15 protein-coding genes and 2 tRNA genes are annotated in these 13,653 nt (G+C 40.4%); 12 read left to right on the top strand and 5 right to left on the bottom strand.

Features of this window, described 5'->3' with window-relative positions:
* Positions 1-37: 37 nt before the first annotated feature.
* Together E0H87_RS14555 and alr are read left to right on the top strand one after the other, a co-directional pair.
* Positions 38-1,537 carry an amino acid permease gene (locus tag E0H87_RS14555; RefSeq protein WP_227547368.1) on the top strand — a complete coding sequence of 500 codons (1,500 nt, stop codon included), beginning with the start codon at positions 38-40 and terminating at the stop codon, positions 1,535-1,537.
* 59 nt (positions 1,538-1,596) lie between these two features.
* Positions 1,597-2,823, top strand: a complete 1,227-nt coding sequence (alr, locus tag E0H87_RS14550) for an alanine racemase (protein WP_131324252.1) — start codon at positions 1,597-1,599, stop codon at positions 2,821-2,823.
* A gap of 667 nt (positions 2,824-3,490) precedes the next feature.
* Here the strand turns inward: alr and E0H87_RS14545 are convergent.
* Positions 3,491-3,566: transfer RNA gene (locus E0H87_RS14545), tRNA-Gly, on the bottom strand.
* Positions 3,567-3,605: 39 nt separating this feature from the next.
* Positions 3,606-3,681: transfer RNA gene (locus tag E0H87_RS14540), tRNA-Gly, on the bottom strand.
* A gap of 199 nt (positions 3,682-3,880) precedes the next feature.
* Between E0H87_RS14540 and E0H87_RS14535 the strand changes: the two genes are divergently transcribed.
* The 5 genes from E0H87_RS14535 (at position 3,881) to E0H87_RS14515 (ending at position 6,729) form a co-directional block, all read left to right on the top strand.
* A complete protein-coding gene (locus E0H87_RS14535; RefSeq protein WP_016165636.1) occupies positions 3,881-4,189 on the top strand; it encodes a BolA family protein in 309 nt (102 codons plus the stop codon).
* A 15-nt stretch (positions 4,190-4,204) separates the two neighbouring features.
* Positions 4,205-4,594, top strand: a complete 390-nt coding sequence (locus tag E0H87_RS14530; protein ID WP_131324251.1) for a SirB2 family protein — start codon at positions 4,205-4,207, stop codon at positions 4,592-4,594.
* An 83-nt stretch (positions 4,595-4,677) separates the two neighbouring features.
* Positions 4,678-5,517 (top strand): ParA family protein, encoded by an 840-nt coding sequence (locus E0H87_RS14525; RefSeq protein WP_131324250.1) that lies wholly within the window; start codon positions 4,678-4,680, stop codon positions 5,515-5,517.
* A gap of 14 nt (positions 5,518-5,531) precedes the next feature.
* Positions 5,532-5,918, top strand: a complete 387-nt coding sequence (locus tag E0H87_RS14520; RefSeq protein WP_131324249.1) for a hypothetical protein — start codon at positions 5,532-5,534, stop codon at positions 5,916-5,918.
* A 220-nt stretch (positions 5,919-6,138) separates the two neighbouring features.
* On the top strand, positions 6,139-6,729 hold the full coding sequence (locus tag E0H87_RS14515) for a LysE family translocator (RefSeq protein WP_131324248.1): 591 nt from the start codon (positions 6,139-6,141) through the stop codon (positions 6,727-6,729).
* Here the strand turns inward: E0H87_RS14515 and E0H87_RS14510 are convergent.
* Positions 6,726-7,361 (bottom strand): DedA family protein, encoded by a 636-nt coding sequence (locus E0H87_RS14510; RefSeq protein ID WP_131324247.1) that lies wholly within the window; start codon positions 7,359-7,361, stop codon positions 6,726-6,728. The two genes, E0H87_RS14515 and E0H87_RS14510, sit on opposite strands and share 4 nt — an antisense overlap.
* Positions 7,362-7,551: 190 nt before the next feature.
* Here E0H87_RS14510 and E0H87_RS14505 point away from each other — a divergent pair, with 190 nt between their 5' ends.
* Both E0H87_RS14505 and guaA read left to right on the top strand, forming a co-directional pair.
* Positions 7,552-7,968: a DoxX family protein gene (locus E0H87_RS14505; RefSeq protein ID WP_131324246.1), complete on the top strand. Its 417-nt coding sequence runs from the start codon at positions 7,552-7,554 to the stop codon at positions 7,966-7,968.
* 190 nt (positions 7,969-8,158) lie between these two features.
* Complete coding sequence (gene guaA / locus E0H87_RS14500) at positions 8,159-9,727, top strand: glutamine-hydrolyzing GMP synthase (RefSeq protein WP_131324245.1); 1,569 nt, start codon at positions 8,159-8,161, stop codon at positions 9,725-9,727.
* An 88-nt stretch (positions 9,728-9,815) separates the two neighbouring features.
* Here guaA and E0H87_RS14495 read toward each other — a convergent pair whose 3' ends face one another.
* Positions 9,816-10,787 carry a DUF2971 domain-containing protein gene (locus E0H87_RS14495; protein ID WP_131324244.1) on the bottom strand — a complete coding sequence of 324 codons (972 nt, stop codon included), beginning with the start codon at positions 10,785-10,787 and terminating at the stop codon, positions 9,816-9,818.
* A gap of 196 nt (positions 10,788-10,983) precedes the next feature.
* Here E0H87_RS14495 and E0H87_RS14490 point away from each other — a divergent pair, with 196 nt between their 5' ends.
* The 3 genes from E0H87_RS14490 to E0H87_RS14480 are packed head-to-tail and all read left to right on the top strand — an operon-like array spanning position 10,984 to position 12,280.
* Entirely contained in the window at positions 10,984-11,514 is a 531-nt protein-coding gene (locus E0H87_RS14490) for a PadR family transcriptional regulator (RefSeq protein ID WP_131324243.1), read from the top strand.
* An 18-nt stretch (positions 11,515-11,532) separates the two neighbouring features.
* On the top strand, positions 11,533-11,964 hold the full coding sequence (locus E0H87_RS14485; protein WP_165493976.1) for a transcriptional repressor: 432 nt from the start codon (positions 11,533-11,535) through the stop codon (positions 11,962-11,964).
* Between the two features lies 1 nt (position 11,965).
* Complete coding sequence (locus E0H87_RS14480; protein ID WP_131324241.1) at positions 11,966-12,280, top strand: DUF3861 domain-containing protein; 315 nt, start codon at positions 11,966-11,968, stop codon at positions 12,278-12,280.
* 28 nt (positions 12,281-12,308) lie between these two features.
* On the opposite strand, the gene E0H87_RS14475 is transcribed toward E0H87_RS14480, so the two are convergent.
* A complete protein-coding gene (locus E0H87_RS14475) occupies positions 12,309-13,592 on the bottom strand; it encodes a GGDEF domain-containing protein (protein ID WP_131324240.1) in 1,284 nt (427 codons plus the stop codon).
* Positions 13,593-13,653: the final 61 nt, after the last annotated feature.

The raw sequence follows: 13,653 nt of genomic DNA, 5'->3' as shown, positions 1-13,653 counted from the left end.
TTTGCACCGTTTTTAGGTGTAAATTGGAGTAATAAACATGATGAATGGAAAACAAACCCATCAACAAAAAGAGCCTTTAGAAGGTGATTTACTGGGTGGACATCATTACGATTCAGCTGGAGAAGAACAACTCGATCGTTCTCTCAGCAATCGCCATATTCAAATGATTGCGATTGGCGGAGCCATCGGAACAGGTCTATTTATGGGTTCGGGGCAAACCATTGCCAATTCTGGAACCTCAGTCATTTTGACTTATATGATCGTTGGCTTTGTCCTGTTTTTTGTCATGCGTGCCATGGGAGAGTTACTGCTTTCCAACACCAACTATAAGTCATTTGTAGATTTTGCTACGGATTATTTAGGTCCTTGGGCAGGCTACTTTTTGGGCTGGACCTACTGGCTCAGTTGGATCATTACTGCGATTGCCGATATTATCGCGATTGGTGGTTATATGCAGTTCTGGTATCCCGATTTACCCGTATGGTTACCTGCTTTGGCCACGATCACTGTTTTGACTGTACTGAACTTACTTACAGTGAAAATGTTTGGTGAAACCGAGTTTTGGTTTGCCATGATCAAGATTGTGGCGATTGTTGCCTTTTTAATCTTGGGTGTAAGCATGGTAGTTATAGGCTTCGTGTCACCAAATGGAGTTAAGGCATCTTTCTCGCATATCACTGATCCTGATGCATTTTTACCGCATGGTGTGACAGGGTTCTTGGCGGGTTTCCAAATGGCGGTGTTTGCTTTCTTGGGTATTGAATTGGTTGGTACAACTGCTGCAGAAACCAAAAACCCAGAAAAATCATTACCTAAAGCCATTAATTCAATTCCTTGGCGAATTCTATTGTTTTATGTGGGTGCTTTGTTGGTCATCATTTCCGTGACCTCATGGCAGCACGTTGATCCAGGCAAAAGCCCATTTGTGGCTATGTTCCAATTGGTCGGGCTTACAGCTGCTGCTGCAGTGGTAAACTTTGTGGTCGTGACTTCGGCCATGTCTTCTGCAAACAGCGGTATCTTCGCCACCAGTCGTATGTTGTATGGTTTGGCCGTTGAGAAAGATGCGCCGCAGCGCTTTAAAACCTTATCCAAAGGTAAAGTGCCTGTACAAGCCCTGTTGTGTTCGATGGTTTGTGTATTTATTGGTACGCTGATTTTGTTTGTTACGCCAAATGTTATGTCTGCATTTAATATTGTGACAGCATTGACCTCAATTTTGACTGTATTTGCCTTTGGTATGATTCTCGCATCGTATTTGGCTTATCGTAAAAAGCGTCCTGATTTGCACGCGCAATCTATTTATAAAATGCCTGCTGGTATTTTTATGAGTTGGTTTGGGATCGCATTTATGGTGTTTGTGGTTGCGATTTTATGTCTCGATCATGATACGCGTATTTCACTGTTTGTTTCACCACTTTGGTTTATCGGCTTATGGATTGCTTACAAGCGTCGTAAACGTAAAGACTGCGAGCGCACTTGGATTTTAGAGCATGGTCGTCGCATTGATCATGATGAAGTATCAGAAAATAATTAATGAAGAGTGAGAGAGGGTATTTACCCTCTCTTTTTTATAACGACGAAGAGGGATTTGTCTTGAAAAAAGTAACATTATTGGCATGTATGTTGGGGGCGGGACTGCTGAATATGAGCAGTGCGATGGCGGCACCGATGTTGACATCACAAATTTCAGCGACACAGGCTGCGGCGCCACAAGCCAATGCGTGGATTGAAATTAATGTGCAGACCTTTGAACAGAATATTCAGACTTTACAGCAGCAATTGCAGGATAAGAGCCAAATCTGCGCTGTGATGAAAGCCGATGCTTATGGGCATGGGATTCAGTTGTTGATGCCGAGCATCATCAAGTTAAATGTACCTTGTGTGGGTATTACCAGCAATGCCGAAGCCGCTATGGTACGCCAATCGGGGTATCAAGGTCGTATCTTAAGACTGCGTGCAGCCACCGATCAAGAAATTCAAAATGCTGCATCGTTAAAGATGGAAGAGTTGTTTGGAAACTATGAACAGGCACAGCGCATCTCCGCTTGGGCGAAACAACAAGGGATTATAGTTGCCTATCATTTGGGTTTAAATGCGGGTGGGATGGATCGAAACGGCTTAGAGCTGAACACTGAAACAGGCAAACAACAAGCACTGCGTATGACCAAACTGCCAAATTTAAAGTTGGTTGGCATCATGACGCATTATGCAGTAGAAGATGAAAAATATGTGCGTGAACGTTTAGCCGTGTTTAATCAACAAACCGACTGGTTAATTAAAAAAGCCAAACTCAAGCGTGAAGAGCTAACCTTGCATACAGCCAATTCATTTGCCACTTTAACAGTGCCAGAATCGCATTTAGATATGGTACGTGCAGGTGGCGTGATTTATGGTGACAGTATTCCTGATCGTGTGGAATATAAAAAGTTGATGACGTTTAAAACCCAAGTGGCGACAGTGAATGCTTATTTAAAAGGCACAACAGTGGGTTATGACCAGACCTATACTTTAAAACGTGATTCATTGCTGGCGAACTTGCCAATGGGCTATTCAGATGGCTATCGTCGTGCTTTTAGTAATAAAGCCTATGTGCTGATTCGTGGGCATAAAGTCCCTGTGGTCGGACGAACTTCGATGAATACCACCATGGTCGATGTCACTGACTTCCCTGATATTCGTGCCAGTGATGAAGTGGTGTTGTTTGGTCAACAGGGCAATGAAACTGTGAAACAAAGCGATTTGGAAGAATACAATGGTGCGCTGCTCGCAGATGTCTACACCATGTGGGGCAATTCCAATCCTAAAATTGCCGTACGATAAATTCGCCAAAATACCTTAAAGTAATGAGTTGCCCCCTGCATCCAGGAGGGGGTAATTTTATGGGGTGTCGATCAGATGTTTTAATGAAAGGTATCGGTATTTGTATGGCGAGTTGAGAAGCTTTGCCTTCGGAGCGGGTTTTGACATCAAATTCATATATGCCACGGAGTGATGTAGGCAGACCTGAACTTTGGCTAAGTTTTTGATCATAGATCGGAATAGGATTTGCGCCCAAAGCTCAACCTTGAAAATTATGGCGTCGATCGACCAGACCTTCTTTATCCTTGGGAGTTGGTCCAATCCAGTAGACGTCAACTGTCGCCACCTACTTTAGCAAAGCATTTTTAATCCAGTTAATTCATCTTGATGGTCTTTTAATAGAGGTGTGAGGGGTAGCGTATTAATTGCAATTATTTTTTGTGAATATTGTTGTCCATATAGACCAGAACTTTACTGTGCTTCAAGAAGGCTTTTAACGTGAGGGTAACTGCGATTTTGAGGGTAAGTTAAAGCGAACTATTTTTAGAAGATTGCGGGTAAATTTAAGCAGATCAATACTATAAAAATTAGGTGGGCTAATGGATTGAATCAACAATAGATAGGCTATTCAGTTTTAAATTTTAGACATAAAAAAGCCCTAATCGTTTGATTAGGGCTTTTTTGAATCTGGAGCGGGAAACGAGACTCGAACTCGCGACCCCAACCTTGGCAAGGTTGTGCTCTACCAACTGAGCTATTCCCGCATATTGAGCAGTTTTTTCTAAAACTTACACTAAAAAATTTGGAGCGGGAAACGAGACTCGAACTCGCGACCCCAACCTTGGCAAGGTTGTGCTCTACCAACTGAGCTATTCCCGCATGCCGTGTATAATACAGTATGAAAAATGATGGTCAATATCTTTCTGAAAAAACTTGTATCAATTGCATAAAATACAAGCACTTTATGTCAGATTTTCTAAAAAATTGCGCTTGAAACCCTAAAAGTCGCCTGTGAATACAAAACATAGAGGTAGAACAGCTATACTGTATACAATGGATAAGATAAAGGCAGATTCTCATGAGCTTAGAATTACAACTGCGTGACCGCTTACAGCAATTGGCACCGACTTATTTGGAAATTGTGAATGAATCTTCGGGGCATGGTGGTTATTTCCCTGGTAAAGAGTCCCATTTTAAAGTGGTGATTGTCAGCGAAGCCTTTGATGGCTTACGTTTAGTGCAACGCCATCAAAAGGTGTATGCCGCTGTAGGCGATTTATTGGCACCGAGTCGCATTCATGCACTGGCAATTCATGCCTTTGTAGAATCGGAATGGCAGGGACAAGATACTTCAAGCCCCGAATGTGCACATGCACCTAAGCATTAAGGATATTGGCTTGTTATGGATGCTCAAATGTTGTTAATGCTGCATTGGTTGGCAGTTATACTGGCAGGTGTGGCAATTGTGATTCGCGCGCGGAGTTTATTTTCGGGAACCGAAGGTAATTTGCCGAATCCATCTGCACGTAAATTCTTTGTGGCTTTTCAGCACAGCGCTATGACCTTATTGATCCTGACGGGCGTTGCTCTATTGGTGATGAAAGATTTTGATGTACAGTCTTGGTTTTATGCCAAAATTATTCTGTTTTTGGTACTTTTGTCCTCTTTAAGCAAAGCCTATAAAAAGCAGGATCAAATTGTTTTGGCGCAACGTCGTGCAGGATTATTTTTGGCGGTGGTGGCATTTGTTGCAATTTTGGGGTTGGTGATGATGCAGCCAAATTTTGGTTGATTGTCAGACATTTTCTAGAGCGATAAAAAAATGATCGATTACACTGCTTAACGATCACAGATAAAAATTGAGGGAGGGGGGATATGCGGACACGTGTGGTATTTAATCAGAAAGGTGGTGTGGGCAAGTCGAGTATTACGGTCAATTTGGCTGCGATTAGCGCGTATCAGGGATTGAAAACACTGGTGATTGATTTGGATCCGCAAGCCAACTCCAGTCAATATTTATTGGGGGATGATGCGACGTATTCGGTAGATAAGCCTGCATTGGAACCGAATATCGAAAACTACTTCGATGAAGTTTTGGGAACAACCCAAAGCAAAGCTGGACTATTGGGCAACGCGATTGGATCTTTATTAAAAAATCGCCCCAAAGGTCTGGAAAGTTATGCACATCAAACCCCGTTTAAGCAACTCGATGTGATTCCTGCCAGTCCGAGTTTAGGGACCTTGGCACATGCTTTAGAAGCCAAGCATAAAATTTATAAATTACGCGATGCTTTAAAGTTACTGGAAGGTAAATATGACCGTATCTATATTGATACGCCACCTGCATTTAATTTCTTTACTTTATCGGCATTAATTTCGGCAGATCGGGTGCTGATTCCATTTGATTGTGATGTGTTCTCGAAACGTGCTTTGCAAAGCCTGATTGAAAATGTGATCGAAACTCAAGATGATCATAATGACCAATTGGAAATTGAAGGTATTGTGGTGAATCAATACCAAGCACAAGCTAAATTACCTCGTGAAGTGGTACAGCAATTGAAGGATGAAGGTCTGCCTGTATTGGAAAATATGTTGCCGCCTTCGGTGCTGATGAAAGAATCCCATCATCACAATCAACCCTTAATTCATTTGGCGAAAGATCATAAATTGACGCAGGCCTATCTTTCATTGTTCAATGAAATTGAGCAAAAATAAGATTGAGAAAAGTTATGAAAAAAATTGCTTTATCTATCCTTGCTGCAAGTAGTGTATTGCTTACAGCGTGTGCGACCACAGTCAAACCGACCTATGTTTCTCCAACACAATATCAGTCTCTGAACTGCCAACAGCTACAGGCAGAGTATGATCGAATTCAGCAATATTTAGACCAAGGTGTTTCTGTTGCAAAACGCACAGGGGTTGGCGTAGATGTTGGCTTGGGCGGTGGTTGGAGTCGCGGTGGAGGTTGGGGATTTGGCCCAAGCGTTTCATTAAACATGGGACAATCTTCGAATACCAAGAAAACCGAAATTTCACGTTTAATGGGGCAGCAGGATGCCATTGTGCAAGCTGCGAAGTTTAAAAATTGCCCAATTAGGGTGATTCCAAGAACTTAAACCCAAAGAATCACACCCTCTATCGAAAGGATCTAAAAGCGCTAGGGGGTGAAAGTTTTTCAAAATATTTCATAAACAAATGCAATATAAACAGTGTATTAGCTTGATTTTGGTATTGAGTTTAATTTGCTGTGTCTCAATTTAGACTGGTTTTGGCTTGTTCTTTGGGCCAGCTTTCAGATAAGGTGTGCAACTCTTTGCACTTGAGTGATAGGTTTTTATGATTGAGAGTTGGCTGTTTGTTTTTGCAATGATTGCAGTGTTTCTGATTCCAGGACCGACCAATGCATTGCTGGCAAGCTCTGCTCATCAACAAGGTATTCCTAAAACCATTTTACTTATACCAGCCGAATTATTGGGCTATATCTATGCAATTAGTTTGTGGGCGCTGTTGATCCATTTGACCAGTCCTGTCTGGCCACATTTGATTACTTTGCTGCATGTGTTAAGTGCATTGTATGTTTTCTGGATGGCATTCCATTTATGGAAGTCGACGCATCTGCAATCACATCATCAAAAACACCCACATATTCGACCTTATCAATTGTTCTTTTCTATCTTGAAAAATCCGAAAGCACTGCTTTTTTCTGCAGGAATTTTACCCCCTGAAATGTGGAATAGTGGCTTGAATGCAGGGGTGGTCTTTTTGGTCTTTTCTTTAATTTTGATTCCTGCATCTTTGTTCTGGATGGTTTTTGGCAAGGCGATTTTGGCAGGGAATTTAAAGCCAATTAAAGCCGATCATTTATATAAAGGATCGGCCATGTTATTGCTTATTTGTATGTTACCTGTGGTGATGCGCTTCTTTTAAGCCTTCTTTTTGGCTAATTTTTGGCGAATAAATCCAATAATACCCGGCAAGACACTGATAATAATAATCCCGAAGATGAGATGTGTGAAATTATCTTTCACAATAGGCATGTTGCCAAATAAATAACCGAGCGTAATAAACGAGGCAATCCAGCCAAAAGCACCAATTAAATTATAAGTTAAAAAGAATTTATAATTCATTTGCCCAGCACCCGCGACAAAGGGCGCGAAAGTTCGGGCAAAAGGCACAAAGCGTGCAAAGATAATGGTTTTGCCGCCATGCTTTTCAAAGAATTTCTGTGTATTAATTAGGTGTTGTTTATTAATAAAACGCGAATCAAGTTCAAACACCCGCGGTCCAATATATTTGCCAATATGGTAATTCAGCGTGTCACCTAAAACTGCCGCAATAAACAGTAAAATGCCTAAGACCCAAGGATCCATCGCTCCTGTAGATGCTGCCAGTGCACCCGCAGCAAATAACAGGCTGTCACCCGGTAAAAATGGCATGACTACCAAACCGGTTTCGACAAAAATAATTAAAAATAAAATAGCGTAAATCCAGACCCCATAATTTGTAATAAATTCGAGTAAATGGTCATCTACGTGTAAAATAAAATCAAGGAGTTCCATGGGGTAAAACATCGCGAAAATGTAGCCAAATCCTAGCAGCCCATATACGGAAAGTCAGTATAAAAAAGTAATTAATTTTACTCACCTATCGTTCCATATATAAAACGATAAGTCTAAAAAATACATATTTATTCTATAAGCATTAAAAACTAAGCTGTGCCTATCCACAAGATTAAGAAAAGGTTCAATTATGTTTAATCCCAATGTTGTTGTAAAAAATATCGTGACTCAACCTGCATTTGATAATGCTGTGAGTTTAATCGGCCGTGTGCTCCTCGCCTATATCTTCTTGGTTGCAGGCTGGGGAAAACTCACCGCTTATGGCGCAACGGTGGGTTATATGGAAGCGATGGGTGTACCCGGCGCGCTACTTCCCTTAACCATCTTGGTTGAGTTTGGTGGTGGTTTAGCACTGTTGTTTGGTTTTCAAGCGCGCTTTGCTGCCTTTGGCTTAGGTGTTTTTAGTATCATCACAGCGTTCATTTTTCATGGCAGTGCTGAAGATGCCATTAACTTTATGAAAAACTTTGCTATGGCAGGTGGTTTATTTTTCTTAATGCTGCATGGTGCAGGTAAATTGAGTGTAGATGCCTTAATTGAAAAATAAGGTACTACAGCCCAGAAGCGCTGGGATTGCAGAATCCCATCTTGATCAATAGCATCGACAAGTTCGGTGCTTTTTATTTAAACATCTGTTTTGTAAATATATTTATTGATTGTCCAAATAGTGTGCTTAATATAGGGAAAAATGTTAGAATATGGCGCTTATATTCGCTTGCCTAACATAGTTGTTTGTCATGACTACCAATACTCAAATTACTGAAGATCGTATCCTGATTCTGGATTTCGGCTCTCAATATAGTCAACTTATTGCACGTCGCGTACGCGAGGCGGGCGTTTATTCTGAAATGTATGCCTACGATATGTCTGAAGAAGACATCCGTGCGTTTAATCCAAACGGTATTATTTTATCGGGTGGACCAGAAAGTGTGCATGAAGAAGGCAGTCCACGTGCACCACAAGTGGTGTTTGAATTAGGTGTGCCTGTATTGGGAATCTGCTACGGTTTCCAAACCATGTCTGAACAACTCGGCGGTAAGGTTGAAGCGGGTACAGTACACGAATTTGGCTATGCTGAAGTTGATATTCAACAGCGCGACCACTTAATTGGTCAGCTTCAAGACCGTGAAAACCAATTACACGTGTGGATGAGCCACGGTGACAAAGTGAGCCGTCTTCCAGAAGGTTTTACAACAACTGCAAGCACACCAAGCTGCCCATTCGCTGCGGCATCTGATGAAAGCCGTCGTTTCTATGGCGTGCAGTTCCACCCAGAAGTTACGCATACTGCAAAAGGTGCAGAGTTATTATCTAACTTTGTTCACAAAATTTGTGGCTGTGGCGGTTTATGGACACCAGAACACATTATCGATCTTCGTGTAGAACAACTACGTGAACAGATTGGTGATGAAAAAGTTCTACTTGGTTTATCTGGCGGCGTAGATTCATCAGTTGTGGCTGCTTTATTACATAAAGCGATTGGTGATCAACTGACTTGCGTATTTGTAGACAACGGTTTACTTCGTTTAAACGAAGGCGATCAAGTGATGCAAATGTTCGCAGACAACATGGGTATCCGTGTGATCCGTGCTGATGCAGAAGAGCGTTTCTTAACAGCGTTGGCGGGTGAAGTTGATCCTGAGAAAAAACGTAAGATCATTGGTCGCGAGTTCATTGAAGTATTTGCAGAAGAAGCACGTAAACTTGATGGCGTGAAATTCTTGGCTCAAGGTACGATCTATCCAGACGTAATTGAATCTGCTGCAAGCAAGCAAGGTAAAGCACATGTGATTAAATCACACCACAACGTGGGTGGTTTACCTGATGATTTAGAGTTTGAATTGGTTGAGCCATTACGTGATTTGTTTAAAGATGAAGTGCGTAAATTAGGTACAACTTTAGGTTTACCACACAGCATGATTTACCGTCATCCATTCCCAGGTCCAGGTTTGGGCGTGCGTATTTTGGGTGAAGTGAAAAAAGAATATGCAGATATTCTTCGTCTTGCGGACGACATCTTCATGCAAGAACTTCGTGATAGCGGCTGGTACGACAAGACTGCACAAGCATTTGCTGTATTCCAACCTGTTAAATCAGTTGGTGTAGTCGGTGATGGTCGTCGTTATGCATGGGTAATTGCACTGCGTGCGGTTGAAACTGTGGACTTCATGACTGCTCGTTTCGCACACTTACCGTATGAATTGGTTGATAAAATTTCGACGCGCATTATGAATGAAATTAAAGATGTATCGCGTGTAGTATACGACGTGTCATCTAAACCACCAGCGACAATTGAGTGGGAGTAATTCAGGGATTTCAAGAAGCGAAGCTTCTTGCTTGAATTACGCCAAGAGCTGTGCTCGCGGCAGAATAGAATGATTTAAGAAAGAGCGCTTAGGCGCTCTTTTTATTGAATTCACGAACTCTCAAGTTATCAAATTCTTCTAGATATCCGTATTCTACTTGTCTAAGCTGTAAATGCTTCAACGCGGGATTTTTTTCAATTTGACCTAAAATTTTATTAATTTCATCTTCTGATGTATCCCAACCGAAAACTAATTCAGAAAAGCATTCAAAAGGAATTTTCTTTAATGCAATTAGTTCACCTTTATTGTCTTTTTGATTATCGCGATCATTTAGGTCGAAAATTATTCGAGATTCTTCTTCATTACTCCACCTTTCTGCTTTGGTTAAAAGTAATCTTTCGTATAGGTCAATAGGGTCTAAATTGTCATGGTAATATTTTAGAATTTCATGCGGATTTTTAAGATTATTGGGGATTAAGAGTCCATTGATTCTAATCATACTCTCGAAAAAAGTAATGGATGCTTTTTTGTTATTGTCATACGTGATTTTTTGAGGTGGATTTTTTATGAAAAAATCATGTTTTGAATCAAAAGAGATGGCTATACCTTTACCATGATTACTGTATTTTAACCACATTTCTTGATTAGTGAATGAGTTTGTTAATGAGAATATACCGATAGATTGATCTAATTTAGTTCTAAGATTTGAATTAATTTGCTTTATAAATTCAGTTGCATGAAACCGATCAAAGCCATCCATGGTTTCGAAATTTTCAAATTCTTTAAATGCTTTTAGGCTATGGAATGTATCAATTGAGTATGGATCACCTGTTGGTAATAAGTAGTTTTGAATTAAGAATTCATCTGAAATATTTGAACCTTCATAAAAAATGGAGGATAAGTAAAGTTTATAGGCATATTTTAAATCAGCATCCGAAAATCTATTAAAAAAGGGTGTGAATTTTGCTTCACCATTCGGGTCATTTAAATATTGAGGTTGGGTAATACGAAAATAACCATTATCCAGAAAATCTGTGCGCGTTAAATATTTTATATACATGATTTAGACTCATTTTTTACTATGTTAACTCAAAGTTTCATATCTATAAAAGATTCTGTAATTACCTTGCCTACATTTAGAAAATTCATGTTGTAGAACTTTTCGCTAACAATTTGATCAGTCTGATTACTTGCATTAAGATATATAAAGATATATCTTAATAAGTGTAAATTCATCCATAAAGCGAATAAGCATCATGAAACATGGTTCTCATCATGACTATGAGTCGTACTCCCATCATCCAGAACGCCCACATGGTGGACGTCGTGGTCGTTTATTTGAAGCTGGTCGTATGAAACTGCTGGTGTTGTACCTGATTGCCCAAGCTCCAAAGCATGGTTATGAATTGATTAAAGATATTAGTGAGTTGGTGGGTGGTGGCTATAGTCCAAGTGCGGGCACGATCTATCCGACTTTAACGTATTTGGAAGATATGGGCTTTGTTCAGGTGCAACTGACAGAAGGTGAGCGTAAGCAGTTTTATATTACTGATGTTGGACAAGAACATTTAAAAGAACAGCAATTGGTGATTCAACAGCTATTAGAAAAGTTGGAAACCAAGCGTGATATACAAAGTAAAGATGAATTGATGGATATTCATCGTGCTATGGAAAATTTAAAAACAGCACTTCGGTTAAAGTTGAATGCCAAATCAGTGGATGCTGAAACGGTGCATCAAATTGCTGCACAAATTGATGCGGCTGCTGTGGCAATTAGTCGGCTTTAATTGTTCATGAGATTCAACATGCAGAGTCAGGAATTACTAAAACAAGCACATTTAAAAGTCTCTTTAGCTAGAACTTCGATTTTGCAGCAGTTATTGGATGCCACGACGGCGTGTAGTGCAGAACAGCTGTATTTACAGCTACAGCAGCAACACAGTGGTTTGAGTTTAGCCACTATTTATCGTGTCCTGACCGAGCTGGAGCAGGCAAAATTGATTGAACGACAATACCATCAGCGTGCCAAAGCCAGTTTTGTGATGCGTCAGCAACAGACTCAATTTCAAATCTTAGATGTACAAACTGGGCAAATAAAAGCTTTTGAGCATGACAATTTATCTAAATATCTAGAGCAGTTGGTCGATGCAATGCAACAGCAATTGGTGAAAATTGAACTCACTTTGAATGTGCAGCCCAAATCAGAATATCAATCACATTTAGCTAGAGGAAAATAAAATGAAACAGCATCAATATCATATTACGGTACAACATCTTTGCGATGCCAAGGGGCAACCTTCAACGTATACCGAGAAACTAGCCTTTAAGGTGGGCAATCACGATGACATTTTGGCCATTGTTGAACGTATGCAACAGGCAAAATTATTCGATGCTGAAGCGACCGCTGCATTTGCAGTCGGTTTAAAGCTGTTTGGTGAAACACTGTTGGAGAATCGACAACATCCACTGTTCGAGCAGTTATTGCCACAGTTCGGACAATTTATGAAACATCTTAAACAGACCTTAGCGCAACAGAATGCAGTTCAAGAATGAAATGAGGACTGATTGCACAGGGATTGTGTTAGACCTCATTGGGTAATGGGGCAAAACAGACCACTTGATTACGACCATTTTGTTTGGCGCGATAAAGGGCAACATCGGCCTCTTTAATTAATAGGTGTAAATCAACATCTTCAGGATCAAGCTGTGATACACCAATCGAAATGGTGAAATTAAGTTGAATATTATTGCCAATACGTACCGTAGAAGATTCAATTTTTTGTCTTAGTCGGTTGGCAATCATCATGGCATCTTCCAGTGTGGTTTCAGGAAGAAGCGCAACAAATTCCTCACCGCCAAAACGTGCCAAAACATCTTCACGGCGCATTTCTTTACGCGCGATTTCTGCAATATTCTGTAAAACTTGATCGCCAATGTCATGACCATGGCTGTCATTGATGCGTTTAAAGAAATCAACATCAAACATGAGTAAACAAATAGATTGATATTGTGGCCATTGATGGATTTTTTGGTCGGCAATTAATTCGAATTGGCGACGGTTATTTAATTGAGTCAGCTCATCGGTATGTGCCAGTTCACGCAGCATATGGCGGTCCCATTCTTCTAAAATAGAGCGTAAGAAGGTACGACGCGCATTTAAGGTGTTATTCCAACTGATATATAGGCTGAAGATGAGAATTGGAATATAGACCAATAAAAAAATAATAGTTTGTTGTGCACTATTCTTAAGATGTATAACCCCAGAAATAATGACCGCACTGATAAGTAAGGCGGTTAAAACGGAAGGTCGAAAGCGGACCTGAATAGATAAACAACCCAACAAAATAAAAATGACCGAAGCATATTGATAAAAATAAACACTTGGACTGCTGGATTGATGGAGCAGCCAGAACCATACTGTGGCAGCAAAGGCACTCGAGATTGGCAGTAATAAGTCTAAGGTTAGAATATTTTTGCAGTATTTAAACATGGCCCAATTCAGTAGCATAAAGCTCAACACTGCGCTTGTACGTGCAATGCCTGAAATATAGACAATATCGGGTAATAAAAACCAATCTGCAAAAAAATAACAAAGAAAGGACAGTTGTGCTAAAAAATTAATTTGTCTGAGATGGTGTCGTTGATGCACATTTTGATAGCTGTAATAACACTCTTCAAATTGTGGAGGAATCACTGCATTGTGGTCTTGTAATGCAGTCACGATCGCAGCACGATTTTCAGGTTCACAGAGTTGGGAGGGTAAAATATAACTATTGTCAGGCGTATGCTGACTTTTATTGCGGTTTTCTAATTCAATGCTGTGCTTATGACCCAATTCAGTTTGTCCATATCCTCCTTTAATCATAGGCTACTGCTCCATTGTATCCACAATGCATTCTTATCAAATAATAAACATTAATCACAGT

Source organism: Acinetobacter sp. ANC 4178 (assembly GCF_004331175.1).
In the GTDB taxonomy this organism is placed as follows: Bacteria; Pseudomonadota; Gammaproteobacteria; order Pseudomonadales; family Moraxellaceae; genus Acinetobacter.
Note: the sequence above shows the minus strand (reverse complement) of the source record. Positions and strands in the feature narration are given on the sequence as shown.

Excerpts from the sequence above, each read along its gene's own strand:
- E0H87_RS14555 (WP_227547368.1), top strand. The coding sequence starts at position 38 with ATGATGAATGGAAAACAAACCCATCAACAAAAAGAGCCTTTAGAAGGT.
- E0H87_RS14535 (WP_016165636.1), top strand. The coding sequence starts at position 3,881 with ATGAGCTTAGAATTACAACTGCGTGACCGCTTACAGCAATTGGCACCG.
- E0H87_RS14530 (WP_131324251.1), top strand. The coding sequence starts at position 4,205 with ATGGATGCTCAAATGTTGTTAATGCTGCATTGGTTGGCAGTTATACTG.
- E0H87_RS14525 (WP_131324250.1), top strand. The coding sequence starts at position 4,678 with ATGCGGACACGTGTGGTATTTAATCAGAAAGGTGGTGTGGGCAAGTCG.
- E0H87_RS14520 (WP_131324249.1), top strand. The coding sequence starts at position 5,532 with ATGAAAAAAATTGCTTTATCTATCCTTGCTGCAAGTAGTGTATTGCTT.
- E0H87_RS14515 (WP_131324248.1), top strand. The coding sequence starts at position 6,139 with ATGATTGAGAGTTGGCTGTTTGTTTTTGCAATGATTGCAGTGTTTCTG.
- E0H87_RS14510 (WP_131324247.1), bottom strand. The coding sequence starts at position 7,361 with ATGGAACTCCTTGATTTTATTTTACACGTAGATGACCATTTACTCGAA.
- E0H87_RS14505 (WP_131324246.1), top strand. The coding sequence starts at position 7,552 with ATGTTTAATCCCAATGTTGTTGTAAAAAATATCGTGACTCAACCTGCA.
- guaA (WP_131324245.1), top strand. The coding sequence starts at position 8,159 with ATGACTACCAATACTCAAATTACTGAAGATCGTATCCTGATTCTGGAT.
- E0H87_RS14495 (WP_131324244.1), bottom strand. The coding sequence starts at position 10,787 with ATGTATATAAAATATTTAACGCGCACAGATTTTCTGGATAATGGTTAT.
- E0H87_RS14490 (WP_131324243.1), top strand. The coding sequence starts at position 10,984 with ATGAAACATGGTTCTCATCATGACTATGAGTCGTACTCCCATCATCCA.
- E0H87_RS14485 (WP_165493976.1), top strand. The coding sequence starts at position 11,533 with ATGCAGAGTCAGGAATTACTAAAACAAGCACATTTAAAAGTCTCTTTA.
- E0H87_RS14480 (WP_131324241.1), top strand. The coding sequence starts at position 11,966 with ATGAAACAGCATCAATATCATATTACGGTACAACATCTTTGCGATGCC.
- E0H87_RS14475 (WP_131324240.1), bottom strand. The coding sequence starts at position 13,592 with ATGATTAAAGGAGGATATGGACAAACTGAATTGGGTCATAAGCACAGC.